The following is a 25,795-nucleotide window of genomic DNA, read 5'->3' as shown; positions in this document are numbered from 1 at the left end:
CCCCGAGTTGCCGCCGCGACCGCCCACCTGGCCGCGCCTCGCGCCCGTTTGATCCCTTTTGTGGTTGAGTGTCCCCCGGGGTGAACCTCCCCTCAGCGAACGCCGAAAGGACAAGCGGGATGTCGAACCACTTCACCGGACTGAGCCTCGGCCCGCCGCTGGGGGACCAGCGCCTCGACCTGTGCGACCTGTACGCCTTCCAGGCGCCCGGCGACCCGACGCGTACGGTGATCATCCTCAACGCGAACCCCAACGCCGACGCGCTGCACCCCGACGCCATCTACCGGGTGAACATCGACAACGACGGGGACGCCCTCACCGACATCGCGGTCAGCTACGTCTTCGCACCGCCGAAGGACGGCCGGCAGACCTTCAGCGTCTTCGTCGCGCGCGGCGAGCAGGCCCGCTCGCCCGAGGCGGTCGGCGAGCAGGTCGTCACGGACGCGGAGGTCTCCTTCGGCCCCCAGGCCAAGGCGGTACGCGCCGGCTCGGCCACCTTCTTCGCCGGCGCCCGCAGCGACGCCTTCTTCTTCGACTTCGACGGCATCCAGAAGCTCTACGACACCAGCGGCGGTCGCAACTTCACCGCCCCGCACCTCGGCGGCGACTCGCCGTGGACCGGTGTGGACTCCAACGTGTCGGCCAACGTCTTCTCGACGGTGATGGAGCTGCCGACCGCCGACCTCGGCGCCGACCCCGACATCCGGATCTGGGGCCGGTGCAGCGTCCGCAAGGACGGCCGGCTGGAGCACGTCGACCGGGCCGGCCACCCCTCGGTCAGCAGCTTCTTCAACACCGACGAGACGAAGGTGGAGTACAACGCCAGCGAGCCGGTCCACGACCGCGAGCGGTGGACCGACCAGTTCGTCCACCTCATGGGCCACACCGGCGACTACTCGCGCGAGGAGGCCATCGCCGCGATCGACGCCGAGGGCCTGCTGCCCGACATGCTGACGTACGACCCCTCGAAGCCGGCCCGCTATCCCAACGGCCGGGTCTTCACCGACGACGTCATCAACCACCGCCTGGCGTTCCTGTCCAAGGGCGACATCCCGCCCACCGGCCTGTCGCCGCACACCGACACCCTGACCGTCTTCCCCTACCTCGGCAACCCCCACCCCGCGGCGGACTGACCCCGGGCGCCCGCCGCGCTGGGCCGGACGGGTGAGCCGGGGCGGGCCTCGGCAGGCGGGTCCGGGCTCCCGGGTGTTGGGTGGTCACAGGGGCCGGCCCGGGTCCGCCAGGTGTGGAACGCGCGTTTGCGGACACTCGGCTGTGAACCGTTCCCGCGGGCCACCGCGCGGCTGAGAGGGACGAGCATGGGCGTGCGCACCTGGATCGAGAAGTGGCCGGTGTACCGGCAGCTCACCGGCGACGACCCGCTGGGCCGCGGCGCCGCCGTCCAGTCGCCGGTCAGCAGGAGCCTGCGGGCCCGCACCGAGACCGCGGACAAGGTCGTGAAGTCGGTGTGCCCCTACTGCGCGGTGGGCTGCGCGCAGGACGTGTACGTCAAGGACGACCGGATCGTGCAGATCGAGGGCGATCCGGACTCGCCCGTCAGCCGCGGCCGGCTGTGCCCCAAGGGCTCGGCGACGCTCCAGCTCACCACCGGCGACGCCCGCCGCCACCAGGTGCTCTACCGGCCGCCGCACGGCGCCGACTGGGAGCCGCTGGACCTGGAGACGGCGATGGACATGGTCGCCGAACGGGTGATCCGCACCCGCCGGGAGACCTGGGAGTGGGAGCAGGACGGCGCCCGGGTCAACCGCACCCTCGGTATCGCCAGCCTCGGCGGGGCCACGCTGGACAACGAGGAGAACTACCTCATCAAGAAGCTGCTCACGGGCCTGGGCATCGTGCAGGTGGAGAACCAGGCCCGGGTGTGCCACAGCTCCACCGTCGCCGGCCTCGGCACGTCCTTCGGCCGCGGCGGCGCCACCACCTTCCTGCAGGACCTGCAGAACGCCGACTGCATCGTCATCGAGGGCTCCAACTTCGCCGAGGCCCACCCGGTGGGCTTCCAGTGGGTGATGGAGGCCAAGGCCCGCGGCGCCAAGGTGATCCACATCGACCCGCGCTTCACCCGCACCAGCGCGCTCGCGGACCTCCATGTGCCCATCCGGGCCGGCAGCGACATCGCCTTCCTCGGTGGGATCATCAACTACGTCCTGGGCAACGAGGCGGACTTCCGCGAGTTCGTCGTGGCCTACACCAACGCCGCCACCCTCGTCGGCGAGGACTTCCGGGACACCGAGGACCTCGACGGCGTGTTCTCCGGGCTCAACGAGGAGACCGGCCACTACGACGTCGCGAGCTGGCAGTACGACGGCAGCGACGTCCAGGCGGCCTCGGGGGAGCGCGACAAGCTCTACGACGAGCGTTCGCACGGCGGCCAGTCGGTGTCCGCCTCCGGCCGCTCGGAGTCGCACGGCTCGGGCGGCGCCGCGATCGGCGGCGAGCCGCGCCGCGACCCGACCCTCCAGCACCCGCGCTGCGTCTACCAGGTCCTCAAGCGCCACTACGCCCGCTACACCCCGGAGATGGTGCAGGAGGTGTGCGGCATCCCGCCCGAGACCTTCCTCCAGGTGTGCCGCACCCTGGTCGAGAACTCCGGCCGCGACCGCACGAGCGAGTTCGTCTACGCGGTGGGCTGGACGCAGCACACCGTCGGCGCGCAGTACATCCGCGCGGCCTGCGTGCTGCAACTGCTGCTGGGCAACATGGGCCGGCCCGGCGGCGGCATCCAGGCGCTGCGCGGTCACGCCAGCATCCAGGGCTCCAGCGACATCCCGACGCTGTTCAACCTGCTGCCGGGCTATCTGCCGATGCCGCACGCGCACACCCACCAGGACCTCGACACCTTCATCGACGCGGTGAAGACCGACAAGGGCTTCTGGGGCAACATGCGCTCCTACATGGTGAGCCTGCTCAAGTCCTACTACGGCGACGCGGCGACCGCCGGCAACGACTTCTGCTTTGACCACCTGCCGCGGCTGACCGGCTCGCACAGCACCTACGAGACGGTGCTGGCCCAGCTCGACGGGCTGTGCAAGGGCTACTTCCTCATGGGCGAGAACCCCGCGGTCGGCTCGGCCAACGCCAAGATGCAGCGGCTCGGCATGGCGAACCTGGAATGGCTGGTGGTACGGGACTTCTCGCTCATCGAGTCCGCGACATGGTGGAAGGACGGGCCGGAGATCGCCACCGGCGAGCTGCGCACCGCCGACATCGGCACCGAGGTGTTCTTCTTCCCGGCCGCCGCCCATGTGGAGAAGGCCGGCTCCTTCACCAACACCAACCGCACCCTGCAGTGGCACTTCGCCGCCAAGGAACCCGACGGCGACGCCCGCAGCGACCTGTGGTTCATGTACCACCTGGGCCGGCGCGTCAAGCAGCGCCTCGCGGACTCCACCGACCCCATGGACCGCCCCGTGCAGGACCTGACGTGGGACTACCCCACCGAGGGCACGATCCAGGAGCCGAACGCGGAGGCGGTCCTCGCCGAGATCAACGGCCGCACCGCCGGCGGGCAGCCGCTGAGCGCCTACACCGAGCTGAAGGACGACGGCTCCACGGCGTGCGGCTGCTGGATCTACTGCGGCGTCTACGCCGACGGCGTCAACCAGGCCGCCCGCCGCAAGCCCCACACCGAGCAGGACTGGGTCGCCCCCGAATGGGGCTGGGCGTGGCCGGCCAACCGCCGCGTGCTGTACAACCGCTGCTCCGCCGACCCCGACGGCAACCCCTGGAGCGACCGCAAGGCGCTCGTGTGGTGGGACGCCGGCGCACAGCGCTGGACCGGCCACGACGTGCCCGACTTCGTCCCCGACCGCCCGCCGTCCTACCGCCCGCCGCAGGGCGCCACCGGACCGGACGCGCTCAGCGGCGTGGACCCCTTCATCATGCAGGCCGACGGGAAGGGCTGGCTGTACGCCCCGGCCGGGCTGGTCGACGGCCCGCTGCCCACCCACTACGAGCCGCAGGACTCGCCGGTCAGCAACCCGCTCTACGGCAGCCAGCAGCGCAGCCCCGTACGGCAGATCTTCTCCCGCGAGCACAACCGCTTCCACCCCAGCGGCGCCGAGCCCGGCGCGGACGTCTTCCCGTACGTGGTGACCACCTACCGCCTCACCGAGCACTTCACCGCAGGCGGCATGACCCGCTGGTCGCCCTACCTGGCCGAGCTGCAGCCGGAGATGTTCTGCGAGGTCTCACCGGAGCTGGCCGCCGAGCGCGGCCTGGACCACACCGGCTGGGCCACCCTGGTGACCGCCCGCGGCGCGATCGAGGTACGGGTGCTGGTCACCACCCGGATGAGCCCGGTGCGCGCCGGCGGGCGCACGATCCACCAGATCGGGCTGCCCTACCACTGGGGCCCCAACGGCTACACCACCGGGGACGCGGCCAACGAGCTGTCCGCGATCGCGCTGGACCCGAACGTGCACATCCAGGAGGTCAAGGCGCTCACCGCCGACATCCGGCCCGGCCGCCGCCCGCGCGGCCCCGCGCTGCTCGACCTGATCGCCGGCTACCGGCGGCGCGCCGGCATCACCGAGAACACCGGGACGGAGGTACGCGGATGACCTCGCTCATCGGCCGGAACCTGCTCGCGGGGGCCGAACCCGACCCGGCGGGCGACGCCGGGCACGGCCCGGACCACCCGCCGCGGGTCGGCTTCTTCACCGACACGTCGGTGTGCATCGGCTGCAAGGCGTGCGAGGTGGCCTGCAAGGAGTGGAACGCGATCCCCGAGGACGGCCTGGAGCTCACCGGCATGTCCTACGACAACACCCAGGGGCTCGGCGCCGACACCTGGCGGCATGTCGCCTTCATCGAGCAGGGCAAACCGCTCGGCCGCGCGCAGGCCGGCGTCGACCACAGCACCGTCGACGTCTTCGCGCTGGCCGCCCGGGGCTCCGGCACCCCGCCCGCCGAAGCCGCGGTCACCCCCACCACCCCCGGCCCGCCGTCACCGGACGGCCGTACCGAACTGCGCTGGCTGATGGCCTCCGACGTGTGCAAGCACTGCACCCACGCCGCATGCCTGGACGTCTGCCCGACCGGCGCGCTGTTCCGCACCGAGTACGGCACCGTCGTCGTCCAGGAGGACGTCTGCAACGGCTGCGGCTACTGCGTGCCGGCCTGCCCGTACGGCGTCATCGACCAGCGCAAGGACGACGGCCGGGTGTGGAAGTGCACCCTGTGCTACGACCGGCTCGGCGCGGGCGGGGAACCGGCCTGCGCGAAGGCGTGCCCGACCGACTCGATCCAGTTCGGCCCGCTCGACGAGCTGCGCGAGCGCGCGGCGGCCCGCGTCGAGCAGCTGCACGCCGGCGGCGTCACCGACGCGCGGCTGTACGGCGAGAGCCCGGACGACGGGGTCGGCGGCGACGGCGCCTTCTTCCTGCTGCTGGACGAGCCCGAGGTCTACGGGCTGCCGCCGGCCCCGGTCGTCACGACGCGCGACCTGCCGTCGATGTGGCGGCACGCCGGCGCAGCCGCCGCCACCGTCCTCGGCGGGATCGCCGCCGTCTTCGCCGCCCACGGCGCCCTGCGGAAGGGTCTGCGATGAGCACGTCGAACGTCGGCAAGGACGGCATCACCGGTGAACGGCCGGGCCGCGAGGCCCAGGTCGGCGCGGGGCTCGACGACCGCGGGCTCGACGACCGCGGGCGCGGCGGTGGCGCACGCCGGCGCAGGCGCGGGCGCAGGGGCGAGCAACTCATGGTCCCCGAGGCGGAGTTCACCTCCTACTACGGCAGGCCCGTGCTCAACCGGCCCACCTGGCAGCCGCTGGACATCGCCGGCTACTTCTTCCTCGGCGGCCTGGCCGGCGCCGGATCCGTGCTGGCCGCGGGCGCGCAGGCCACCGGGCGGCCGGTGATGGCCCGGGCCCTGAAGATCTCCTCGCTCACCGCCATCAGCGCCTCGACCGCCGCGCTCATCCACGACCTCGGCCGCCCCGAGCGGTTCGTGAACATGCTGCGGGTCTTCCGGCCCACCTCGCCGATGAGCGTCGGTACGTGGCTGCTGTCCGCGTACGCGCCGGCCGCCGGCGCCGCCGCGGTCCTCGACGTCGGCGGCCGGCTGCCGCGGATCGGCCGTGCCGCGACCGCCGGGGCCGCGCTGCTCGGCCCGGCCGTCGCCGCCTACACCGCCGTGCTGGCGGCGAACACCGCGGTGCCGGCCTGGCACGACGGCCACCGCGAGCTGCCGTTCGTCTTCACCGGCTCGGCGACCACGGCCGCCGCGGGGATGGCGCTGGCGGCCTCGCCGGTCGCGGAGAACGGCCCGGCCGTCAGCGCCGCGGTCTTCGGCGCGGTGCTGGAGACCGGTGCGGTCAAGCTGATGGAGCACCGGCTCGGCATGGTCGCCGAGCCCTACCGGCAGGGCAGGGCCGGCCGCCTGATGCGCCTGGCCGAGGGCCTGACGGTGGCGGGCGCGGCCGGCGCGGTGCTCGCCGGCCGCCGCAGCCGTACCGCCGCCGCGGTCAGCGGCGCCGCGCTGCTGGCGGCCTCGGCGTGCACCCGCTTCGGCGTCTTCCACGCCGGACTCGCGTCGGCCGACGACCCGAAGTACACCGTCGTCCCGCAGCGCGAGCGGCTGCGCAAGGCCGCGGCGGACGCCGCCGGCGGGCCGCCCGCCGGGGCGCCATGACGCTCACGCGCCGGGCGCGGGGCTCATCGTCGCCGGCCGGGAGGCGGCCGGGATGGCGTAGAGGCCGCCCTGGGCCTGGAGGTCGTACAGCGCGCCGATCACGCTCTGGAGATGGGCCCGCATCTCCCGCTCCGCGTCGTCGGCCTTGCCGGCGACCACCGCCCGGACGACCGCCGAATGCTCCTCGGCGCCCTGCTGCGGCCGGCCCGGCAGCCGCGCCACGCTGAACTGGTAGCGCACGCTGCGGTAGCGCAGCCGGTCGAGCACGTCGACCGCCGTGGCCTGCGCGGCGATCCGCCGGATGGTCTCGTGCACGGTCTCGCTGAGCCGGCTGTACGCGGCCGAGTCGCCGGCCTCGACGGCGGCACGCATCAGGTCGTCGGTACGGCGCAGGTCGGCGCGCTCCTGGGCGGTGGCGCGCTGGGCGGCCTTCGCCGCGCACAACCCCTCGATGACGGCCCGCAGTTCGGTGATCTCCACCGCCTCGGCGAGCGAGATCGGCCGCACCCGGGCGCCCCGGTTGGGAGTGCGGGTGACCAGGCCGTCGGCGTCCAGCACGGTCAGGGCGGAGCGCACCGCGCCGCGTGAGGCGCTGAACATGGCGGCGAGGTCGGTCTCCACCAGGTGCTGCCCCGGCAGGAGTTCGCCGTGGGCGATGGCGAGCCGGACGCGGTCGACGAGGTCGACGGAGGACGAGGCCGCTTCAGACGGGCTGGTCATCGTACCCTTCGCTGTGGTCGTGGGAGCCGTGTGCCGCGGCGAGGGCCGCCGCGTGTGCCTCTTGCGGGTGGGTGGCCAGCGGTTCGACGCTCACCTCCAGCCACGGGAAGACCGGTAGCGAGGACAGGACGTCGTGCAGATGCGTGGCGTCCCGGCATTCGTAGAGGGCTACTGTGCCCGTGCTCCCGGGTGTCCGCCACAGTTTTCTCAGGACTCCCTCGGCCCGCAACTCCATGGCGCGCCCGCGCTCGGCGGCGCGCAGCCGCTCGCGTTCTGCGGCGGGCGTGTCGGCCGGGAGCCGGTTGTGCGTGCGCACGAGCCATTCCATCGCGGGGTCCTTGTCTGTCGCGGGAAACGGGGGGACAAAAGGCTAACGGGGTGTCAGTAGGGCTTTTGATCACGGGACTTCAGCAGGCGAGCAGCAGCGCGGCCAGTTCGCGGGGCGCGGTCACCATCGCCTCGTGCCCGGTGGCCAGCCGGCTGACGTCCCAGCCGAGCCGGCGGGCCTTGTCGGCGTACGGGGCGAACACCCCCAGCCAGTCGGTGCAGTCGATGTAGCGGGCCGGGACGGCGGCGGCCTCGGGGCCGGTGCGCACCGGCTCGGTGTAGGCGCGCCACGGGTGCGGGGTCAGGCGCGGGGTGAGCCAGGCGAGGTCGGCCTCGGCGGTCACGCCGAGCGTGGTCAGCGAGCGCGGCGGTATGAGCCAGCCGAAGCCGGCCTCGCGCACCGACTCGTGGTAGTGGTGCGCGACCTCGGCCGGCAGCAGGTCGATGGCGGCGTCGCCGTCGTCCGGCACGAAGGCGTCGAGGTGGACGCGCCACGCCAGCCGCTCCGGGCGCAACTGGGCGACGGCGGCGACGACCTGGCCGGCGTAGCTGTGCCCGACCAGGCACACGTCGGTGAGGTCGTGGGCGTCCAGCAGCCGCACCACGTCCTCGACGTGCGTGCCGAGCCCCACCTGGGGGGTGAGGGCGTGGGCGCGGTCGCTCACGCCGGTGAGCGTCGGGGTGTGCACCCCGTGTCCTGCGGCGCGCAGCAGGGGCGCGACGCGATCCCAGCACCAGCCGCCGTGCCAGGCGCCGGGGACCAACACGTATTCCACAGTTCGCATCCCTTCGGTGACGCACGTCGGGGCGCCACGCGCACAACATTGTTGCCAATCCTGTTGGCGGTTGTCCAGGGCGGAACTGCGGGATAAATCAGGCATCGAGGAAGGAAAAGCTCGTTCAACGGGCGGCAAGTTCATCGGGTTTTTCTTCTTGACGACAAAATCGTTAACGATTAGCGTGCCCGAGGTCAGCCGACAGCGCACCTCGTGGAGATCACCCGACGATGACGTCCTCCGCCTCCTCCCGCAGTCTGTCCACCGCGGCGACGCACCCCGCTCGCCCCGCCCCGCTCCCCACCGCCACGCTCGCCGCCGTCACCACCGGCCGGCGCAGCACCGAGCTGCGCACCCTGCCGGTGCCGCCGGTCGGCCCGGCCGAGGGCCTGCTGCGGGTCGACGCGGCCGGGGTGTGCGGCTCCGACGTGGTCGCGTACGACAAGGAGGGGCTGCCCGCACGCGTCATGGGCCACGAGAACGTCGGCCGGATCGTCGCGCTCGGCGAGGCCGCGGCCCGGCGGTGGGGCGTCGGCGTCGGCGAGCGGGTGGTGGTGGAGGAGTACCTGCCCTGCGGGCACTGCCACTTCTGCCGCACCTCGGAATTCCGGCTGTGCCTGGGCTCCGACCCCTCCCACGATCCCGACGCGCTGCGCTACGGCAGCACCCCGCTGACCAGGGCCCCGGGCCTGTGGGGCGGCTTCAGCCAGTACCTGCGGCTGCATGAGCGCTCCGTGCTGCACCGGGTCCCCGACGCCGTGCCCGACACGCACGCGGCGATGGCCCTGCCGATCGCCAACGGCTACGAATGGGCCTTCCGGGAGGGCGGCGCCGGCCCCGGCAAGACCGTCGTCGTGATCGGCCCGGGGCAGCAGGGCCTGGGCTGCGTGCTCGGCGCGCACGCCGCCGGCGCGCCGGTCATCGTCTGCGTCGGCCTGCGCGCCGACGCCCACCGGCTGGAGGTGGCCCGCCGGCTCGGCGCCACCCACACCCTGTACGCCGACGAGACCGACCCCGTCGCCGAGGTCGCCCGGATCACCGGCGGCGCGATGGCCGACGTCGTGATCGACGTCGCGGCCGGCACCGCCGCCGTCGTCAACCAGGCCATCGCGATGGCCCGCAAGCGCGGCACCCTGGTCAGCGCGGTCAGCGCCGGAGTGCCCCTGGACGGATTGGACTTCGGCCTGCTCTCCCGCAAGTACCTGACCGTACGGGGGGTGCGCGGGCACAGCTTCGAGGCGGTCGAGCACGCGCTGGCGCTGATGGCCTGCGGGCGCTACCCGGTCGAGGCGATGTCGTCGCTGACCGTCGGCCTCGACGGCGTCCACACCGCCATCCGCGCGACCGCCGGCGCGTACGACCGCCCGGTCATCCACGCCACCGTCCTGCCCTGGCAGGGCGTCACCGACGCACCGCCCGAGCCCGTCTGAGGCGCACCCGCGCGCACCGCGCACCGCGCACCTGCGCGCACCCGCGCTCACCTACCGAGCACAGAGCCCAGAAAGGAGCACCATGCGCATCACGACGGAGCTGAACGAACGGCTCACCCGCGTCGGCCCCGGCACGGCCATGGGAGAGGTCTTCCGGCGCTACTGGATCCCGGCGCTGCTCGCCTCCGACATCGCGGAGCCCGACAGCCCCCCGGTACGGGTACGGCTGCTCGGCGAGGACCTCGTCGCCTTCCGCGACTCCGCCGGCGACGTGGGACTGCTCGACGCGCACTGCCCGCACCGCCGCGCCCCGCTGTTCTTCGGCCGCAACGAGGAGTGCGGACTGCGCTGCGTGTACCACGGCTGGAAGTTCGACGTGCACGGCAACTGCGTCGACGCGCCCTCCGAACCGCCCGAGTCGCAGTTCAGGTTCCGGGTCGGCACCCTGTCCTACCCCACGCACGAGGCCGGCGGCATCGTCTGGACGTACATGGGCCCGGTCGACCGGATGCCCGACCCGCCCGACTACGAGTGGCTGCGCGCCCCGGCCGGCCACCTCGGCGTCTCGCAGAGCAACGAGCCCTGCAACTACCTCCAGGCCGTCGAGGGCGGTATCGACACCGCGCACTCCTCCTTCGCGCACAACAACGACCTCAGCAACACCTCGCACCTGCGGGCGCTGGACACCCACCCGCGCCTCGAAGTGGACGTCGCCGACCACGGCTTCACCTACGCGAGCCTGCGGCGGATCGGCGGCGGCCGGATCTACCTGCGCACCTACCAGTTCGCGATGCCCTTCATGCAGTTCCGCGGCGGGCTCATCAGCTGGCAGGGCGAACCCGCCGACTACCCGGTGCTGCACGGGCACGTGTGGGTGCCGATCGACGACGAGAACACCGCGATCTACAACTTCGCCTACTCCGCCGACCCCGGACAGCCCATGGACCCGCGGTGGTTCACCGACCACGAGGAGGAAATGGGCCGCGGCGCCGACCACTTCGTCGAGGGCACGCACTGGCTCAAGCGCACCCCGGACAACGACTTCCTCATCGACCGCGAGGTGCAGCGCACCCGCACCTTCACCGGTATCGAGGGCGTCAACACGCAGGACTACGCCATCCAGACCGGCATGGGCCGCATCGTCGACCGCAGCCGCGAGGCCCTGGGCAGCACCGACCTGGCCATCTCCACCGCCCGCCGGCTGCTGCTGGAGGCCGCCGACGACGTCGCCGCCGACCGCACCCCGCGCGGCAGCACCCCCGAGGACCACCGCGCCATGCGCGCCGGCGACCTGCTGATGGCCGAGGGCGACGACTGGCGCGAGATGTCCAAGGACGTACGGCAGGCCCGGTTCTGACCGGCACCGGCCGGCGAGCAACCCCGAGCAGCGGAGGAGAAGCACAGATGCTGGAGTACAAGGTCGTCGACGTGCGGGCCACAGGCCGGGCGCCCGAGGCCGTCGGCGCCGACCTGGAGCGGGCGCTCAACGAGGCGTCCGCGCAGGGCTGGACGTACCGCGACACCCGCCCGATCATCTACAACTCGTCCACGACCGGCTACTTCCTGATCCTCCTCGACCGGGAGAACGGTGAGGACACCGGCGCGCCCGGCCGCGGAGACGGCCTCGACGGGGAGCGTGCCTGACCGTGCCCGGCCTCCATGTCTCGATGGCCCTCAACCCCGGGCCGCTGACCCGGCCGCTGCTGGACGGCGAGGTGACCGCGCAGGGCGTGTCCTGGACCGCCAGCGCGCTGCACCCCTCCGAGATGTTCTGGCGGCAGCTGCACTTCGCCGACTTCGACATCTCCGAGATGTCGCTGTCCTCGCTGCTCCAGGCCGTCGCCAAGGGCGAGCGCACCTGGGTGGGCCTGCCGGTCTTCACCACCCGGACCCTGTGCCACACCGACATCATCGTCCGCACCGACGCCGGCATCACCGCACCCGCCGACCTGACCGGCCGCCGGGTCGGCGTGCCCGAATACCAGCAGACCTCGGCCGTGTGGAGCCGCGGCGTGCTCGCCGACGACCACGGCGTCCAGCCGCGCGACATCACCTGGCTCATGGAGCGGGACGGCGCCACCAGCCACGCCGCCGGCACCGGCTTCACCCCGCCGCCCGACGTACGGGTCGAGGCCGTGCCGCCGTCGCAGAGCATCGGCTCCCTGCTGGCCGCCGGCACCCTCGACGCCTCGCTGCTCTACCTGTCCGACGACAACCTCATCGACCGCTCACCCGGCCGCGACACCCTCGGCACCCGGGTCCGCCGGCTCTTCGACCCCGCCGCCGAGGCCGAGCGCTACGCGGCCACCGCCGGCTTCCGGCACGCCACGCACTGCGTCGTCGTGCGCGCCGCGCTGGCCGACGCGCACCCCTGGCTCGTGCTCAACCTCTACGCGGCCTTCGAGCGCGCCAAGCGCCTGGTCGCCGAGCGGGCCCGTACCGCGCTCGCGCCCTGGTCGGCGGTGCTGCCGGGCGCCGCCGGGCTCGCCGCCGACCTCGCCGGCACCGACCCCTGGCCCAGCGGCGTGGCCGGGCAGCGGGACATGCTCGGCACCCTGTGCCGCTACGCCCACGAGCAGGGCGTCACCCACCGCCTGGTCGACCCCGGCGAGCTGTTCGCCGACCGCACCCACGACCTGTGACCGCAAGGAGGCACACCTCGATGACCGGAACACCGCCCCCCGGGCCCGCCCCCCGGACGGTCCTGATCGTCAGCGCGCACGCCGCCGACTTCGTGTGGCGGGCCGGCGGGGCCGCCGCGCTGTACGCCGCCCGCGGCGACGCCGTCCATGTGCGCTGCCTCAGCTTCGGCGAGCGCGGCGAGTCCCAGGGCCTGTGGAAGCAGCCCGGCATGGACATCGGCACCGTCAAGGAGGTCAGGCGCGAGGAGGCTGCCCGCGCCGCCGCCGCCCTCGGTGAATCCCTCGACATCGACTTCTACGACGCCGGCGACTACCCGCTGGTCGTCACCGAGCAGCTCCAGGAGCGCCTGGTGCAGGACATGCGGGCGCTGCAGCCCGACGTGATCCTCACCCACGCCGCCCGCGACCCGTACAACCTCGACCACCAGCTCACCCATGAGTTCGTGCTGCGCTGCCGGATGATCGCGCAGGCCGCGGGATATCCGTCCGCGCACCCGCCGATCGGCGCCCCGCAGGTGCTGCTGTTCGAGCCGCACCAGCCCGAGCAGTGCGGCTTCGTCCCGCAGTTGCTGCTGGACATCACGCCCGTCGCCGAGACGAAGCTCAAGGCGATGCAGATCATGGGCGCCCAGGGCCACCTCGTCGACTACTACACCGACCTCGCCCGGCGGCGCGGCGTGCAGTACGTCCGCAACGGCGGCGACCGCGGCGCGGTGCACGCCGAGGCCTACCAGCGGGTCTTCCCGGTCACCGCGAAGGAGCTGGTATGAACCACGTCGTGGTACGGGTGCGCCGCCGCCCGCCCGCCGAACTCGTCGCCAGGCTCAGCGAGTTCGGGGTCGCCACCGTGCACGAGGCCATGGGCAGGCGCGGCCTGATGCGGCCGTGCGTCCGCGGCATCCGGCCCGGCGCCCGGCTGTGCGGGCCCGCCGTCACCGTGCTGAGCCACCCCGGCGACAACCTCATGCTGCACGCCGCCGTCGAGCAGTGCGGCCCCGGGGACGTCCTGGTCGTGACCACCACGTCACCGTCCACCGACGGGATGTTCGGCGAGCTGCTGGCCACCTCGCTGCGCAGCCGCGGGGTCGCCGGGCTCGTCACCGAGGCGGGCGTCCGGGACGTCGCCGAGCTCAACGCCATGGACTTCCCCGTGTGGGCGGGGGCGGTGTCCGCGCAGGGCACCGTGAAGGCCACCCCCGGCTCGGTGAACGTCCCCGTGGTCGCCGCCGGCGCGCACGTCCACCCCGCCGACGTGGTGCTGGCCGACGACGACGGCGTGGTCGTCGTGCCGTACGCCGAACTGGAGCGGACCGTCGAGGCGTCCGCCCGCCGCGAGGCGCTGGAGGAGGGCAAGCGCGCCCAACTGCGCGACGGGATCCTCGGCCTCGACATGTACGGGCTGCGCGAGCAGCTCGCCGCGCTCGGCGTGACGTACGTCGACGAGCCGGGCGGCCCCGGCGACCGGCACACGCCGGGCGAAAGACACCGCAAAGACCTCTGATACCTCAACGAAGAGGAGTAGTGAGATGGCTGAGATCGTCGCCGCGGCTGCCGCGGTTCACGCCCCGCAGCTGCTGAGCCGGCCGCCGTACGAGGAGCTGGACAAGCTCGACAGCAGCACCGACGCGCTGCACGCCTTCGGCCGGGTGCTGCAGGAGGCCCGCCCCGACGCCGTGATCGTCGTCGGCATCGACCACCTGGAGACCTTCTGGCTGGAGGCGGTCCCCACCTTCACCCTGGTCATCTCCGAGGAGTGCGAGGCCGCCTACACCCGCTGGCGCAAGCGCAAGAAGGTGCACACCTCGCTGGCGGTGGACCTGCTCAAGGGCGTCATCGCCCAGGACTTCGACCTGACCTACTCGCAGGACGCCGAGCTCGGCCACGCCTTCCTCACGCCGTTCGAGCACATCCTCGGCGACAGCGACGTGCCCGTCATACCGCTGCTGGTCAACACCTACCTGCCGCCGATCCCCAGCCCCCGCCGCTGCTACGCGCTCGGCCGGGCGATCGCCGAGGCGCTCGCCGACCGCCCCGAGAAGATCGCGGTCATCGCCAGCGGCGGCATGTCGCACTTCCCCGGCACCGCCCGCTACACCGCGCCCAACTACGCCTTCGACAAGTGGCTCATCCAGGAGACCGCGGCCGGCCGCTACCAGGACCTGCTGGACCTCACCCCGGTCAACCTCGACGAGGTCGGCGAGAGCGAACTGCTCACCTGGTGCGTGCTGCTGGGCATGACCGGCGGCGAACTGCCCGGCGAGCTGCTGTCGTACCAGGAGCTGTCCCACCACGGGCACGGGGTCATCCAGTTCCTGCCGCGGCCGGAGCAGGCCGAGCAGCCGGCCGAGACCGCCGAGCAGGCCGGGGAGTTGCTGCCGCGCTACGGCGGACACACCTTCACCCAGGACGACTTCGTCTACTACCGCTTCCCCGAACCGCACAGCCTGCCGCTCAACCGCTTCCTGCGGGAGATCATCACCCGCGCCGACGCCCGCGACGCCTTCGTCACCGACCGGGACGCCGCCATCGCCGCCAGCGGCCTGGGCGCCGCCGAACGCGAGGCGCTGGCCGCCGAGGGCTTCGACCGGTTGGTGGAACTGGGCGCGCACCCCCTGCTGGCGCTGTCCGCCTGGCAGGTCGTGAAGAACCAACTCGCCGCGGCGGGCTGACGCGTGCCGGCCCCTGCCCTGCGGACCGCACGACGGGTCACCGCGCTCGTGGGCGCCCTCGCCGCGCTCGTCCTGGTCGTGTCGTGCGGGCGCCCCTCCTCGCTCGACCCCATCGACAACTCGGCGGCGTACGCGCGCTTCAACGCCATGAGCGGCCAGAGCAGGCACGACACGCTGGTGCGGGAGGCGAAGAAGGAGGGCAGCGTCATCGTCTACACCACCAGCGACGCCGTCTCCGACATCGTCGCGCCCGCCTTCGAGAAGAAGTACGGCATCACCGTCTCCGTCTACCGCGCGACCACCGAGACCCTGCGCCAGCGCATCCTCCAGGAGGCCGACGCCGGCCGGCCGCTCAACGACGTCGTCGAGACCAACGACATCGAGATGGCGATCCTCAACCAGAAGCACCTGCTCGGCGCCTACCGGCCCGACGTCCCCGGCGTCGACACACGGGCCCGGCTGCCGTTCATGACCGGCGCCTACTTCATCGCCACCCTGCCGGTGCACAACAGCCGGCTGGTCAAGTCCGCCGACGCGCCACGGCAGTTGAGCGACCTGGCCGACCCCCGCTGGAAGGGGAAGATCGCGCTGGAGCAGAACGACGACAACTGGTATCTGAGCGTCTACCGCTACTTCCACCAACACGGCATGAGCGACGCCGACTTCACCACCATGATGAAGGGCATCGCCGCCAACGCCCGCCCCGTCAGCGGCCACCTCACCTCGCACGACCTGCTCAAGTCCGGGCAGTACGCGGTGTTCGTCACCGACTTCCTGCACTACGTCACCGGCCAGGCCCCCGGCGCCGTCGACTACAAGCCGGCCGTCGGCCCGGTCAACCTCCAGGTCCTCGGCGCGGTCCCGATGCGCGGCGCCGAGCACCCGGCCGCCGCCACCCTCTGGTCCGACTTCTACCTCACCGACGCGCAGCCGCTGCTGAACAACGTCAGCGGCATCCCCACCAACCCCTCGGCCATCCCCGGCTACCGCGCACCGCTGGCCGCGGACGACGAGGTCGTCGAGGACTGGCAGACCCTGCTCACCTCGGGCCCTGCCTGGTCGGCCGCCTACGACAACCTGCTCTCGGGCAAGGGGCCCGTCCTCCCCAAGGGAGCGTCATGACCGCCATCGACACCCGGCGCGACAGCGCCCTCACCCCGCCGCCCCGGCCCGCCCGCCGCCCCCGCGCCCTGCGGGTGCCCCGGCCGCGCACCCTGGTCCTGCTGGCCACCGCGGTGGTCGTCGTCTACCTGGTGGGCGCGCCGCTGGTGTACCTGCTGCGGGACGCCTTCACCGACGACGGCACGGGCCTGTCCCTCGGCGGCTTCCGGCGCGCCTTCGGCGAGTCCGGCATCGGCGCCACCCTCGGCAACACCCTGCTGTTCGCGGTGGGTTCGGCCGCCCTCGGGCTCGTCCTCGGCTCGGTCCTGGCCTACCTCGCCACCCGCACCGACGCGCCGCTCGGGCGGCTGGTGCAGGTCTCCTCGGTGATCCCGCTGATCGTGCCGAGCATCCTGTACGCCCCCGCGTGGGTCTTCCTGGCCAGCAAGGACATCGGGCTGCTCAACGAGATCACCGACCACCTCGTCGGCGCCCGGCCCTTCGACGTCTACAGCATGGGCGGCATGGTGTGGGTGCAGGGCCTGCATGTGGCGCCGATCGCGTTCCTGTTCATGAACTCCGCCTTCCGCAACAGCGATCCGTCGCTGGAGGAGGCCGCCCGCACCTCGGGCGCCGGGCGGCTGGCCGTCCTCGCCCGGGTCACGGTGCCGCTCGCCAAGCCGGCCCTGGCCAGCGCCGGGCTGATCCTGTTCGTGCAGAGCCTGGAGGTCTTCGAGATCCCCGCCCTGCTCGGCATGCCGGCCCACATCAACGTCGTGACCAGCCAGATCTACCAGCTCTTCCAGACCTACCCGATCGACTTCCACGCCGTGGGCGCGCTCGGCGTCCTGCTGCTGGTGGTCGCCTCGCTCGGGGTGCTGCTGGTGGGCCGGGCCGGCGGCTCGCTCAAGCAGACCGCGACCGTCTCCGGCAAGGCGTTCCGGCCGCGCCGGGTCGCGCTGCGCAAGGGCCGGCCGTGGGCGGGGGCGTTCATCGTCCTGTACTTCCTGACGGTCGTCGTCCTGCCGCTGGCGATCCTCCTGTACGCCTCGCTGCTGCCCTTCTACCAGACGCCGAGCGCGCACGCCTTCTCCCAGATGTCCTTCGACAACTACTTCCGGATCCTCGACGACCCCACGGTGATCAGCGCCTTCAAGAACACCGTCTTCGTCGCGGTCGGCGCGGCCCTCGGCGTGATGATCCTGTCCGCCGTCACCTCGTGGTTCGTGGTGCGCACCCGGATGCGCGGGCGCGGCCTGCTGGACACCCTCGCCTTCTCCCCGGTGATCGTGCCCGGGCTCGTACTGGGCCTGGCCATCAGCTTCGTCTACCTGCACGTACGGCTGCCGATCTACGCCACGCTGTGGATCATCCTCATCGCGTACCTGACCCGCTTCCTGCCGTACGGCATGCGGTACGCCTCCTCGGCGATGACGTCGATCTCGGCCGAGCTGGAGGAGTCGGCGTACGTCTCCGGCGCCGGCTGGCTCACCACGATCCGGCGGATCCTGCTCCCGCTCACCAGCCCCGGCATGGTCGCCGGCTTCATCTACGTCCTCATCGTCAGCTTCCGGGAACTGCAGAGCACCATCCTGCTCTACAGCCCCGGCAAGGAGACCGTCTCGGTGCTGGTGTGGGAGGAGTACCAGGACGGCGGGCTGTCGTCGGTGGCCGCGATCGGCGTGCTGATGGTGCTCATCCTGTGCGTCTTCGTCGGGCTCGCCACGCTGATCGGCGGCCGGAGGGGGGTGCGGCTGCAGTGACCCGGCCCCACGGCCACCCCCACCGCGCGTCCCGCACCACCCCGTAACCCTGAGGAGGCAGTCGTGCTGTCGATTGCGAAGGTCACCAAGGACTACACCGCCCCGGGCGGCCGTACCCCCAAGATCCCCGCCGGAAGAAAACCCCCCGCCCCGGGGCCCGGCGCCGCCGACGGCGGGCCCGTCACCGCGCCCGCGCTGCGCGGTATCGACCTGGAGGTGGAGCAGGGGCAGTTCCACACCCTGCTCGGCCCGTCCGGCTGCGGGAAGACCACGCTGCTGCGCTCCATCGCCGGCCTGGAGCGCCCCGACAGCGGCACCATCACCCTGTCCGGCACCACCATGTTCTCCTCCGACCAGGGCATCGACGTCACGCCCGACCGGCGCGACCTCGGCATGGTCTTCCAGTCCTACGCCATCTGGCCGCACATGGACGTCTTCAAGAACGTCGCCTTCCCGCTCACCGTCCGCAGACCCGGGCGGACGGCGCCCAGGCTGACCCGCGCCGAGCAGCGCGCACGGGTCGAGGAGGCGCTCGCCGCGGTGGGGCTCGCCGACTACGCGGGACGCCAGGCCACCAACCTCTCCGGCGGCCAGCAGCAGCGCCTGGCCGTCGCCCGCGCCCTGGTGACCCGCCCCGCGCTGGTGCTGCTCGACGAGCCGCTGTCCAACCTCGACGCGCGGCTGCGCGAGTCGATGCGGTTCGAGCTCAAGCGGCTCCAGCGCGAGACCGGGGTGACGATGGTGTATGTCACCCACGACCAGGCCGAGGCGCTGGCGCTGTCCGACGTCGTCACCGTCATGTCGCAGGGCCGCATCGAGCAGAGCGCGCCCCCGCAGGACGTCTACGACCAGCCGGCCTCGCTCTTCGTCGCCGAGTTCGTCGGCGCGCCGAACCTGGTGCGGGGCGTCGTGGAGCATGTCGCGGACGGCGCGGCGCGGGTCGCCTCGGACGCCGGCGCCATCGCGGTGGCCCGGTGCGGGCTCGCGGCGGGGGAGCGGGTGCGGGTGCTGATGCGGCCGGAGGACTTCACCGTCGCCGCGGCCGACCGCGCCCCGGCCGATGGCGGCGCCGGGCACAACACCTTCGACGGGGTCGTCGTCGCGACGGCCTTCGAGGGCGAGCGGGTCCGGCAGCAGATCCGGGTGGGCGCCCTGACGGTGGAGTGCCACGCCCAGCGGCACCTGGCGCTGCCCGACGGGACGGCGGTGCGGCTGTCGATCGCCGCGGCGCAGGTACGGCTGGTCCCGGAGACCGCGGACGGCGGCACGGCCGCGGCGGACCCGGACCGGTACGCGATGGCGGGCTCGGCCCGGGAACGAGGTGGACGGTGAGCGTGGGCACACGGACGGCGGACGGAGCGGCGCAGGCGGACGGAGCCGCGCGGGCGGGAGCGGCGGCGCAGCCGGGAGCGGCGGCGCAGGCCGCCGAGGCGCGCGGGCCGGCGCTGCCGGACGGCCTCGCAGGCCTGGACGGCGAGGCGGGGCTGCTGGAGGTCGTGGTCGCCCGGCGAACCCCCGTCGCCGACGGCGTCCTCGCGCTGGAACTGGCCAGGATCGACGGGCGCCCGCTGCCGCCGTACCGGCCCGGCAGCCATGTGGACCTCCACCTCGGCAACGGCCAGGTGCGGCAGTACTCGCTGTGCGGCGACCCCGCGGACACCTCCCGCTACCGGCTCGGCATCCTGCGCACCGCGGACTCCCGGGGCGGCTCACGGCATGTGCACACCCGGATCCGCGAGGGCCTGTTCCTGCTGATGAGCCCGCCGAAGAACAACTTCCCGCTGGTCGCCGACGCACCCCGCAGCGTGCTGTTCGCCGGGGGCATCGGCGTCACCCCGCTGCTGGCCATGGCACGCGAACTCGCCCGGCTCGACCGCTCCTTCGAGGTCCACTACCGGGCCAGGGACCGGGGCCGGCTGGCCTTCGCGCCGGAGCTCACCGAGCTGGCCGGGCCCGGCCGCGTCACCTGCTACACCGACGACGCGGCCGGCGGCGCGGCGGACTTCGACGCGGAGGCCGTGATCCGCCGCGCCGGCCCGGGCGCGCACGTCTACATGTGCGGGCCGCGCGGGTTCATGGACCACGTCGCGGCAGCCGCCGGCCGCGCCGGGGTGCCGGCCGAGCTGCTGCACGAGGAGAACTTCACCAACGACGTGGACCTCACCGGCACGCCGTTCACCGTCGTCGCCGCCCGCAGCAAGGTGACCGCGCGCGTCGAGGCCGACCGCACCATCGCCGAGACCCTGCGCGACCACGGGGTGGCGGTCCGCACCTCCTGCGGGACGGGCGTGTGCGGCACCTGCCTGACGGCCGTGCTGCGCGGCGAGCCCGACCACCGCGACGTCTTCCAGTCGCCCGCCCAGCAGCGCGCCAACACCGCCGTCACCCTGTGCTGCAGCCGCTCGCGTACGCCGGAGCTGGTGGTGGACCTCTGAGCCGGGCCGCGGGGCCGCCGCCCGGCCGGCCTGTGGGTGCGGCGGGCGGCCCGGTGTGGTGGTCTGGGACGAGCGGGGGCGCGCACGGGCGCCCCGCAGGACGGCGGGAGCCCCGGCCATGGACGACGCCAGCAGGAACTACCCCGGCATGATCGTGCCGGTGGGGCACGTCGAACCGGTGCCCCGCCGGCTGCGCGGGCTCGTGGCGGGCCGCTACGTCTTCGACACCACGCGGGCGAAGTACGTCTGGTCCTGGCCGGGCTACCCGCAGTACTGCATCCCGCTGCGGGACGTCGCCGAGGGGCTGCTGACCGACGGGGGCGCGACGATGCCGCTGGGCATCGGCGGCGGGCGGCGGCAGGACCTCGCCGTCGGCGACGTCACCCGGCCGGGCGCCGGCTGGGTGTGGGACGACACCGCGCCCGAGCAGATCCGCGGACACGCCGGCTTCCGCTGGGAGGCGCTCGACGCCTGGTTCGAGGAGGACGAGCAGGTCTTCGTCCACCCGCGCAATCCGTACACGCGGGTGGACGCCCTGCGGTCGGGCCGCCCGGTCCGGGTCGAAGTGGACGGCGCGGTCGTCGCGGACGCGCCGTCCACCGTGATGGTCTTCGAGACCGGGCTGCCCACGCGCTACTACCTCGACCGCGTCCACGTCGACTGGACCCGGATGGCCGCCACCGACACCGTCACCGCATGCCCCTACAAGGGCACGACCAGCGGCTACTGGTCGGTGCGCACCGACACCGCCGTCCACCGCGACCTCGCATGGGCCTACGACTTCCCGACCCGCCAACTGGCGCCCATCGCAGGCCTGGTGGCCTTCTACAACGAGCACGTCGACCTCTTCGTGGACGGCGGACGGCTGCCCCGCCCCGAGCCGCTCAGGAGGTGATGAGGTCGAACTGCTCCCAGGGGCCGATGCTCGTGCGGTTGGCCACCAGCGGGGCGGCGCCGGCGTTCTCGGCCGTGACGTAGAGGTTGTTGGCCAGGGACTTCAGGCTGACGGTGCCGCCGGAGTTGTGGACGAGCTGGAAGGTCTCCCACTGCCCGGCGGCGGCCCGGTTGGCGATCAGCGGGGACGCCCCGGCGTTGTCGGCGCAGACGAACTGGTTGTTGGCGTGGGCCCGCAGGTTCACGTTGCCGCCGCCGGCGTCGATCAGGTCGAACTGCTCCCAGCCGCCGACGGCGGCCCGGTTGGCGATCAGCGGCGAGGCGCCGGCGTCGTCCGCGGTGACGTACTGGCTGTTGGCGCGGGAGCGGAAGCTGACCACCGTGCCGCTGCCGCCGCTGGGCGGGGCGCCCACCACGGGCTGGGTCGGGCGGGTGGCGGTCAGGGCCAGCTGGCCCTTGAGCATCCGGCCGCCGTCGCCGGTCAGCCGCAGATAGTAGTCCGAGGAGCAGGGCGTGCCGTCCTCATCCAGCGCGTACAGGCCCGAACCGGCGGGGACCTGCGAGGCGTTCTCGGCGGTCTTGGCGATCTGGTTGCCCTCGCCGTACTCGTCGAACATCGAGATGTAGACGCCTTGGACGCCGGCCCGCACCACGTTGTAGAACTGCCGCCACATGAAGTCGCCGTGGGCGCGCTGCCGGGCCGAGACGTCACCGGGCAGCACGCAGGGCTGGTAGTCGATGCCGTGCGCGTTGCAGTCGGCCTGGTCGGGGACGGTGTAGGTGGTGTACGCGTTGTCGGAGTCACCGGCGTTACCGATGGCGCCGACCATCCACGGCGAGATCATGTTGAGCGCGTGGTAGACGTCGCCGTAGCCGGCGCGCGAGCCGCCGGTGCCGGTGCGCCACTCGCGCGGCACCCCGCCGATGACGTAACAGCCCTGCCCCTTGAACCAGTTGATGACGTCGAGGCACGCCGCGGCGGAGAAGGTGTGGTTGTTGTCGTTGAAGCCGAAGCCCCATATGCACACCACCGGCTTGCCGTTCTGCTTGGCGTAGGCCGAACTCGCCGTGTGGGCCTTCATCTTGTTGGTCCAGTCGGTCTTGATCTCCGACTGCATGTTCGACCATCCGGAGATGTCGTACATGATGTAGAACTTGACGCCCTTGGCCTCCGCGGAGTTGCGGACCTTCTGGGCCATCGCGTCCCGGGTCGGGCCCTCGGAGCTGTTGGGGTTGAAGCGCTGGAGGGCCGCGGTGTCGCAGCCGTAGGTCTTCATCCACCCGAAGTGGGTGTCCACCGTCTGCTGGTCGTACGAGGAGAACAGCGTCGCCGCGCCACCGCCGTTGAAGTTGGGGTACGCGGTCGGGTACGTCCTGCTGTACTCGCGCATGTCCGGCCACGCCTTGATCGCGTTGTTCGACGGGGACGGCGCCTGGCCCCAGTTCTGGCTCCAGTGCCACCAGCCGTTGATGGGCGCGCCGTCGCCCGCGCAGGCGAACCAGCCCTGGTAGCCGACGCTGACCTTGCCGACCACGTCGCCGGCGCCGCTCGCGGCCGGGACGGCGGCCTGTGGCGCGGCCACCGCCGAACTGGCCCGCGCGCTCTGGGCGTTCGCCCCGAGCGCGGCCAGGCCCGCGGTGGCCGAGCCACCCGCGACGACGGTGCTGAGGAACCTACGACGAGACACATCCATGGGGAAGACTCCGATACGCGGGGCTGCGGTGGGGGGAAGTCCGCGGCGCTCCCGGCCGCGGCGCCGGGCCCCGGCGGACGGGGCGTCAGCGCGCGGCGATTCAACTACCGAAGCTCGGAGGGGTCAATACCTCCGACGTTTCTCGAAACTATGTCCGTATGAGGTCTGTTTGGGGCATGTGATGCCGTCGTTTGTTCGACAGGCGTGCAAAGCCGCACCGGACGGCCCGGCGAGCCGGCGGCGAACGAGCCGACAGCAACTTCCCATAAAGGGAGGAATGTTCAGCGATGGGCGAGCAGCCGAGCGCTCAGCGCGCCGACATTGGGCGAAATCGGGCCGCGGGAAACCGGCCACCGTCGGGCCCTTGCCGAGCGAAAACGCCGGATGTCATCCGATGTTCGCCCGCGCGGAGGCCGCCCCCGCCGGCACCGGACGCGCGCACGCCGGGGAGCGCGCTCGCAGGCCGGAGACGTTGACAGCATTCCCGCAGGCCCTCTACGGTTCGGCGCTAGATACGGTCATACGTGTGAACGAGGCTCCAGCGCGAGCCGGAATGGGAACGGTGGCGCGATGTACGCAGGCCCCGGGATGACCGCGTGGCGGCGTCACGGCCGCGTCGCGGCGTACCTGGCCCGGCACATCGACCTGCTCCGCGTCTGCAGCGCCCTGTGTACGGGCGCGGACCGCGCCCCCCGCTGCTCCGCCTGACGGCGCGCCCCCGCAGGACCCGCCCCCGGCGAGGTCCCGCCGGTTCCCGAGCCCGGCGCCCCGCACGCCCGCGCCCTGACGGCCCGCCGAGGCCGTCCCGCCCCGTTCGTCCTCCCCGCCCCCGCCCCGGCGCGCCTGCCCGCGCGCCCCCACCCGGACGACGCTCCGTGCTGCCGCGACCCGACCCGCGGCGGTGCGGCGCGCCGCGGGGCGGCGCGTCCGCCTGGAGTCCCCATGCCCGAGCCCCAGCCCCCCGCCCTGGCCACCGGCGCGTCCCCGCCGCCGGCCGACGAGCCCCCGCCGGACCCCGACCCCGCCGCCGCGACCGGCCCCGCCGCCGTCGCAGCAGCGGCCCCCGCCGCGCCGCCGGTGATCCCGCTGCGCCACCCGTGGCGGTGGGTCGCCACCGCCGCCGTCCTCGTCCTGGTCGCCCAGATCGTGCACGGCCTGGCCACCAACCGCTTCTACCAGTGGGACCGCTTCGGCTACTGGTTCTTCCGCCCGGTGGTGCTCGACGGCCTGCAGATCACCCTCGAAGTGACCGCCTACAGCGCCGTCGCGGGCCTGGTCCTCGGTGTCCTGCTGGCGCTCGCCCGGCTTTCCCGCAGCCCCGTGCTGCGGATCGTCAGCTGGGTGTACGTGTGGCTCTTCCGGTCGGTGCCGCTGATCGTGGTGCTGCTGTTCCTGTACAACTTCAGCGCCCTGTACCAGAGCCTGAGCCTCGGCGTCCCCTTCGGGCCGTCCTTCGTCAGCTTCGGGGAGTCGCGGCTGGCCACCGACACCGTCGTGGCCGTCGTCGGCCTGACCCTCAACGAGGCCGCCTACGCCGCCGAGGTGGTACGCGCCGGCCTGCTGTCGGTCGACCAGGGCCAGCACGAGGCCGCCGCCTCCCTGGGGCTGCCGCGGCGCTACCAGTTCACCCGGATCGTCTTCCCGCAGGCGCTGCGCGCCATCGTCCCGGCCTACGTCAACCAGCTGATCGGCCTAGTCAAGAGCACATCGCTGGTCTTCTACGTCTCGCTGCTCGACCTGTTCGGCACCGTGCAGAGCATGGGCAGCACCTACCCCGGCGACATCGTGCCGCTGCTGCTGGTCGCCACCGTCTGGTACGTGATCCTCACCAGCGCCGTCTCCGTCGTCCAGTTCTACGTCGAACGCCACTACTCGCGCGGCGCCCTGCGCGCGGTGCCGCCGACACCGCTGCAACGGCTGCGGGCCGGCGTACGCGATCTGCGGGTCCGGATACGCAAGGAGGCCGCGCTGTGACCCTCACCGACACATCACCCGCCGCCGTCGACGTCCGCGGCGTCCACAAGGCGTACGGGGCGCACCGGGTGCTCGACGGCATCGACCTGGCGCTGCGCCCCGGGCAGGTCACGGTGATACTCGGGCCCTCCGGCTCGGGCAAGTCCACGCTGCTGCGGGTGATCAACCACCTGGAGAAGCCGGACGCCGGCCATGTCAGCCTCAACGGCGAGCTCATCGGGGTGCGGCGGCACGGCACCCGGCTGAAGGAGCTGAGCGAGCGGGCGATCCTGGCGCAGCGCCGCCGGATCGGCTTCGTCTTCCAGGCGTTCCACCTCTTCCCGCATCTGACGGTGCTGGAGAACGTCGCCGCGGCACCGGTGGCCACCGGCCAACTGGCCGCCAAGGAGGCGCAGAAGCTGGCCCTCGGCCTGCTGGACCGGGTGGGGCTGGCCGACAAGGCCGGCGCCTACCCGCGGCAGTTGTCCGGCGGCCAGCAGCAGCGGGTCGCGATCGCCCGCACCCTCGCGCTCAAGCCCGGGATCATCCTCTTCGACGAGCCCACCTCGGCGCTCGACCCCGAACTGGTCGGCGAGGTGCTGTCGGTGATCCGGGACCTGGCGACCGGCGGGACGACGCTCGTCGTCGTCACCCACGAGATCGGCTTCGCCCGCGAGGTCGCCGACCACGTCGTCTTCCTCGACCGCGGCCGGATCGTCGAGTAGGGCCCGCCA

22 protein-coding genes are annotated in these 25,795 nt (G+C 72.8%); 18 read left to right on the top strand and 4 right to left on the bottom strand.

Going from position 1 to position 25,795, the window contains the following annotated elements:
• Positions 1 to 119: 119 nt before the first annotated feature.
• The 4 genes from HCN08_RS31755 (at position 120) to nrfD (ending at position 6,657) form a co-directional block, all read left to right on the top strand.
• Positions 120 to 1,133: a DUF4331 family protein gene (locus tag HCN08_RS31755; protein ID WP_167986781.1), complete on the top strand. Its 1,014-nt coding sequence runs from the start codon at positions 120 to 122 to the stop codon at positions 1,131 to 1,133.
• Positions 1,134 to 1,319: 186 nt separating this feature from the next.
• Entirely contained in the window at positions 1,320 to 4,583 is a 3,264-nt protein-coding gene (gene fdh / locus HCN08_RS31750) for a formate dehydrogenase (protein ID WP_167986780.1), read from the top strand.
• On the top strand, positions 4,580 to 5,572 hold the full coding sequence (locus HCN08_RS31745; RefSeq protein WP_167986779.1) for a 4Fe-4S dicluster domain-containing protein: 993 nt from the start codon (positions 4,580 to 4,582) through the stop codon (positions 5,570 to 5,572). Before fdh ends, HCN08_RS31745 begins: the two co-directional genes overlap by 4 nt.
• Positions 5,569 to 6,657: an NrfD/PsrC family molybdoenzyme membrane anchor subunit gene (gene nrfD / locus HCN08_RS31740; RefSeq protein ID WP_167986778.1), complete on the top strand. Its 1,089-nt coding sequence runs from the start codon at positions 5,569 to 5,571 to the stop codon at positions 6,655 to 6,657. The genes HCN08_RS31745 and nrfD overlap by 4 nt, the downstream gene beginning before the upstream one ends.
• 3 nt (positions 6,658 to 6,660) lie before the next feature.
• Here the strand turns inward: nrfD and HCN08_RS31735 are convergent, their stop codons facing one another.
• From HCN08_RS31735 to HCN08_RS31725, 3 genes are all read right to left on the bottom strand, one after another.
• Positions 6,661 to 7,377 (bottom strand): GntR family transcriptional regulator, encoded by a 717-nt coding sequence (locus tag HCN08_RS31735; RefSeq protein WP_167986777.1) that lies wholly within the window; start codon positions 7,375 to 7,377, stop codon positions 6,661 to 6,663.
• Complete coding sequence (locus HCN08_RS31730) at positions 7,361 to 7,705, bottom strand: muconolactone Delta-isomerase (protein ID WP_167986776.1); 345 nt, start codon at positions 7,703 to 7,705, stop codon at positions 7,361 to 7,363. Before HCN08_RS31730 ends, HCN08_RS31735 begins: the two co-directional genes overlap by 17 nt.
• 79 nt (positions 7,706 to 7,784) lie before the next feature.
• Complete coding sequence (locus HCN08_RS31725; RefSeq protein WP_167986775.1) at positions 7,785 to 8,489, bottom strand: alpha/beta hydrolase; 705 nt, start codon at positions 8,487 to 8,489, stop codon at positions 7,785 to 7,787.
• A 221-nt stretch (positions 8,490 to 8,710) separates the two neighbouring features.
• Here HCN08_RS31725 and HCN08_RS31720 point away from each other — a divergent pair, with 221 nt between their 5' ends.
• From HCN08_RS31720 to HCN08_RS31665, 12 genes are all read left to right on the top strand, one after another.
• The gene (locus tag HCN08_RS31720; RefSeq protein WP_167986774.1) at positions 8,711 to 9,910 is read left to right on the top strand and encodes a zinc-dependent alcohol dehydrogenase; all 1,200 of its coding nucleotides are present in this window, start codon (positions 8,711 to 8,713) and stop codon (positions 9,908 to 9,910) included.
• 82 nt (positions 9,911 to 9,992) lie between these two features.
• Positions 9,993 to 11,267, top strand: a complete 1,275-nt coding sequence (locus HCN08_RS31715; protein ID WP_167986773.1) for a Rieske 2Fe-2S domain-containing protein — start codon at positions 9,993 to 9,995, stop codon at positions 11,265 to 11,267.
• Between the two features lie 47 nt (positions 11,268 to 11,314).
• Positions 11,315 to 11,554, top strand: coding sequence for a hypothetical protein (locus HCN08_RS31710; RefSeq protein ID WP_167986772.1), 240 nt, complete (start codon positions 11,315 to 11,317; stop codon positions 11,552 to 11,554).
• A 2-nt stretch (positions 11,555 to 11,556) separates the two neighbouring features.
• Positions 11,557 to 12,552 carry an ABC transporter substrate-binding protein gene (locus HCN08_RS31705; protein ID WP_167986771.1) on the top strand — a complete coding sequence of 332 codons (996 nt, stop codon included), beginning with the start codon at positions 11,557 to 11,559 and terminating at the stop codon, positions 12,550 to 12,552.
• Positions 12,553 to 12,572: 20 nt separating this feature from the next.
• On the top strand, positions 12,573 to 13,322 hold the full coding sequence (locus HCN08_RS31700; protein WP_167986770.1) for a PIG-L deacetylase family protein: 750 nt from the start codon (positions 12,573 to 12,575) through the stop codon (positions 13,320 to 13,322).
• On the top strand, positions 13,319 to 14,053 hold the full coding sequence (locus HCN08_RS31695; protein WP_167986769.1) for a 4-carboxy-4-hydroxy-2-oxoadipate aldolase/oxaloacetate decarboxylase: 735 nt from the start codon (positions 13,319 to 13,321) through the stop codon (positions 14,051 to 14,053). Before HCN08_RS31700 ends, HCN08_RS31695 begins: the two co-directional genes overlap by 4 nt.
• A gap of 25 nt (positions 14,054 to 14,078) precedes the next feature.
• Complete coding sequence (locus HCN08_RS31690; RefSeq protein ID WP_167986768.1) at positions 14,079 to 15,221, top strand: DODA-type extradiol aromatic ring-opening family dioxygenase; 1,143 nt, start codon at positions 14,079 to 14,081, stop codon at positions 15,219 to 15,221.
• Between the two features lie 3 nt (positions 15,222 to 15,224).
• On the top strand, positions 15,225 to 16,343 hold the full coding sequence (locus HCN08_RS31685; RefSeq protein ID WP_167986767.1) for an ABC transporter substrate-binding protein: 1,119 nt from the start codon (positions 15,225 to 15,227) through the stop codon (positions 16,341 to 16,343).
• Positions 16,340 to 18,085, top strand: coding sequence for an ABC transporter permease (locus HCN08_RS31680; RefSeq protein ID WP_167986766.1), 1,746 nt, complete (start codon positions 16,340 to 16,342; stop codon positions 18,083 to 18,085). The genes HCN08_RS31685 and HCN08_RS31680 overlap by 4 nt, the downstream gene beginning before the upstream one ends.
• Positions 18,086 to 18,148: 63 nt before the next feature.
• Positions 18,149 to 19,417: an ABC transporter ATP-binding protein gene (locus HCN08_RS31675; protein WP_167986765.1), complete on the top strand. Its 1,269-nt coding sequence runs from the start codon at positions 18,149 to 18,151 to the stop codon at positions 19,415 to 19,417.
• Between the two features lie 2 nt (positions 19,418 to 19,419).
• Entirely contained in the window at positions 19,420 to 20,520 is a 1,101-nt protein-coding gene (locus HCN08_RS36790) for a PDR/VanB family oxidoreductase (RefSeq protein ID WP_167986764.1), read from the top strand.
• A 118-nt stretch (positions 20,521 to 20,638) separates the two neighbouring features.
• The gene (locus HCN08_RS31665; protein ID WP_167986763.1) at positions 20,639 to 21,415 is read left to right on the top strand and encodes a DUF427 domain-containing protein; all 777 of its coding nucleotides are present in this window, start codon (positions 20,639 to 20,641) and stop codon (positions 21,413 to 21,415) included.
• Here the strand turns inward: HCN08_RS31665 and HCN08_RS31660 are convergent.
• Positions 21,405 to 23,108 (bottom strand): DUF7910 domain-containing protein, encoded by a 1,704-nt coding sequence (locus tag HCN08_RS31660; protein WP_167986762.1) that lies wholly within the window; start codon positions 23,106 to 23,108, stop codon positions 21,405 to 21,407. The two genes, HCN08_RS31665 and HCN08_RS31660, sit on opposite strands and share 11 nt — an antisense overlap.
• Positions 23,109 to 24,050: 942 nt before the next feature.
• Here HCN08_RS31660 and HCN08_RS31655 point away from each other — a divergent pair.
• A complete protein-coding gene (locus HCN08_RS31655) occupies positions 24,051 to 25,082 on the top strand; it encodes an amino acid ABC transporter permease (protein WP_167986761.1) in 1,032 nt (343 codons plus the stop codon).
• Positions 25,079 to 25,786, top strand: a complete 708-nt coding sequence (locus HCN08_RS31650; RefSeq protein WP_167986760.1) for an amino acid ABC transporter ATP-binding protein — start codon at positions 25,079 to 25,081, stop codon at positions 25,784 to 25,786. Before HCN08_RS31655 ends, HCN08_RS31650 begins: the two co-directional genes overlap by 4 nt.
• Positions 25,787 to 25,795: the final 9 nt, after the last annotated feature.

This window comes from Actinacidiphila epipremni, assembly GCF_012034175.1.
Taxonomy (GTDB): Bacteria; Actinomycetota; Actinomycetes; order Streptomycetales; family Streptomycetaceae; genus Actinacidiphila; species Actinacidiphila epipremni.
Note: the sequence above shows the minus strand (reverse complement) of the source record. Positions and strands in the feature narration are given on the sequence as shown.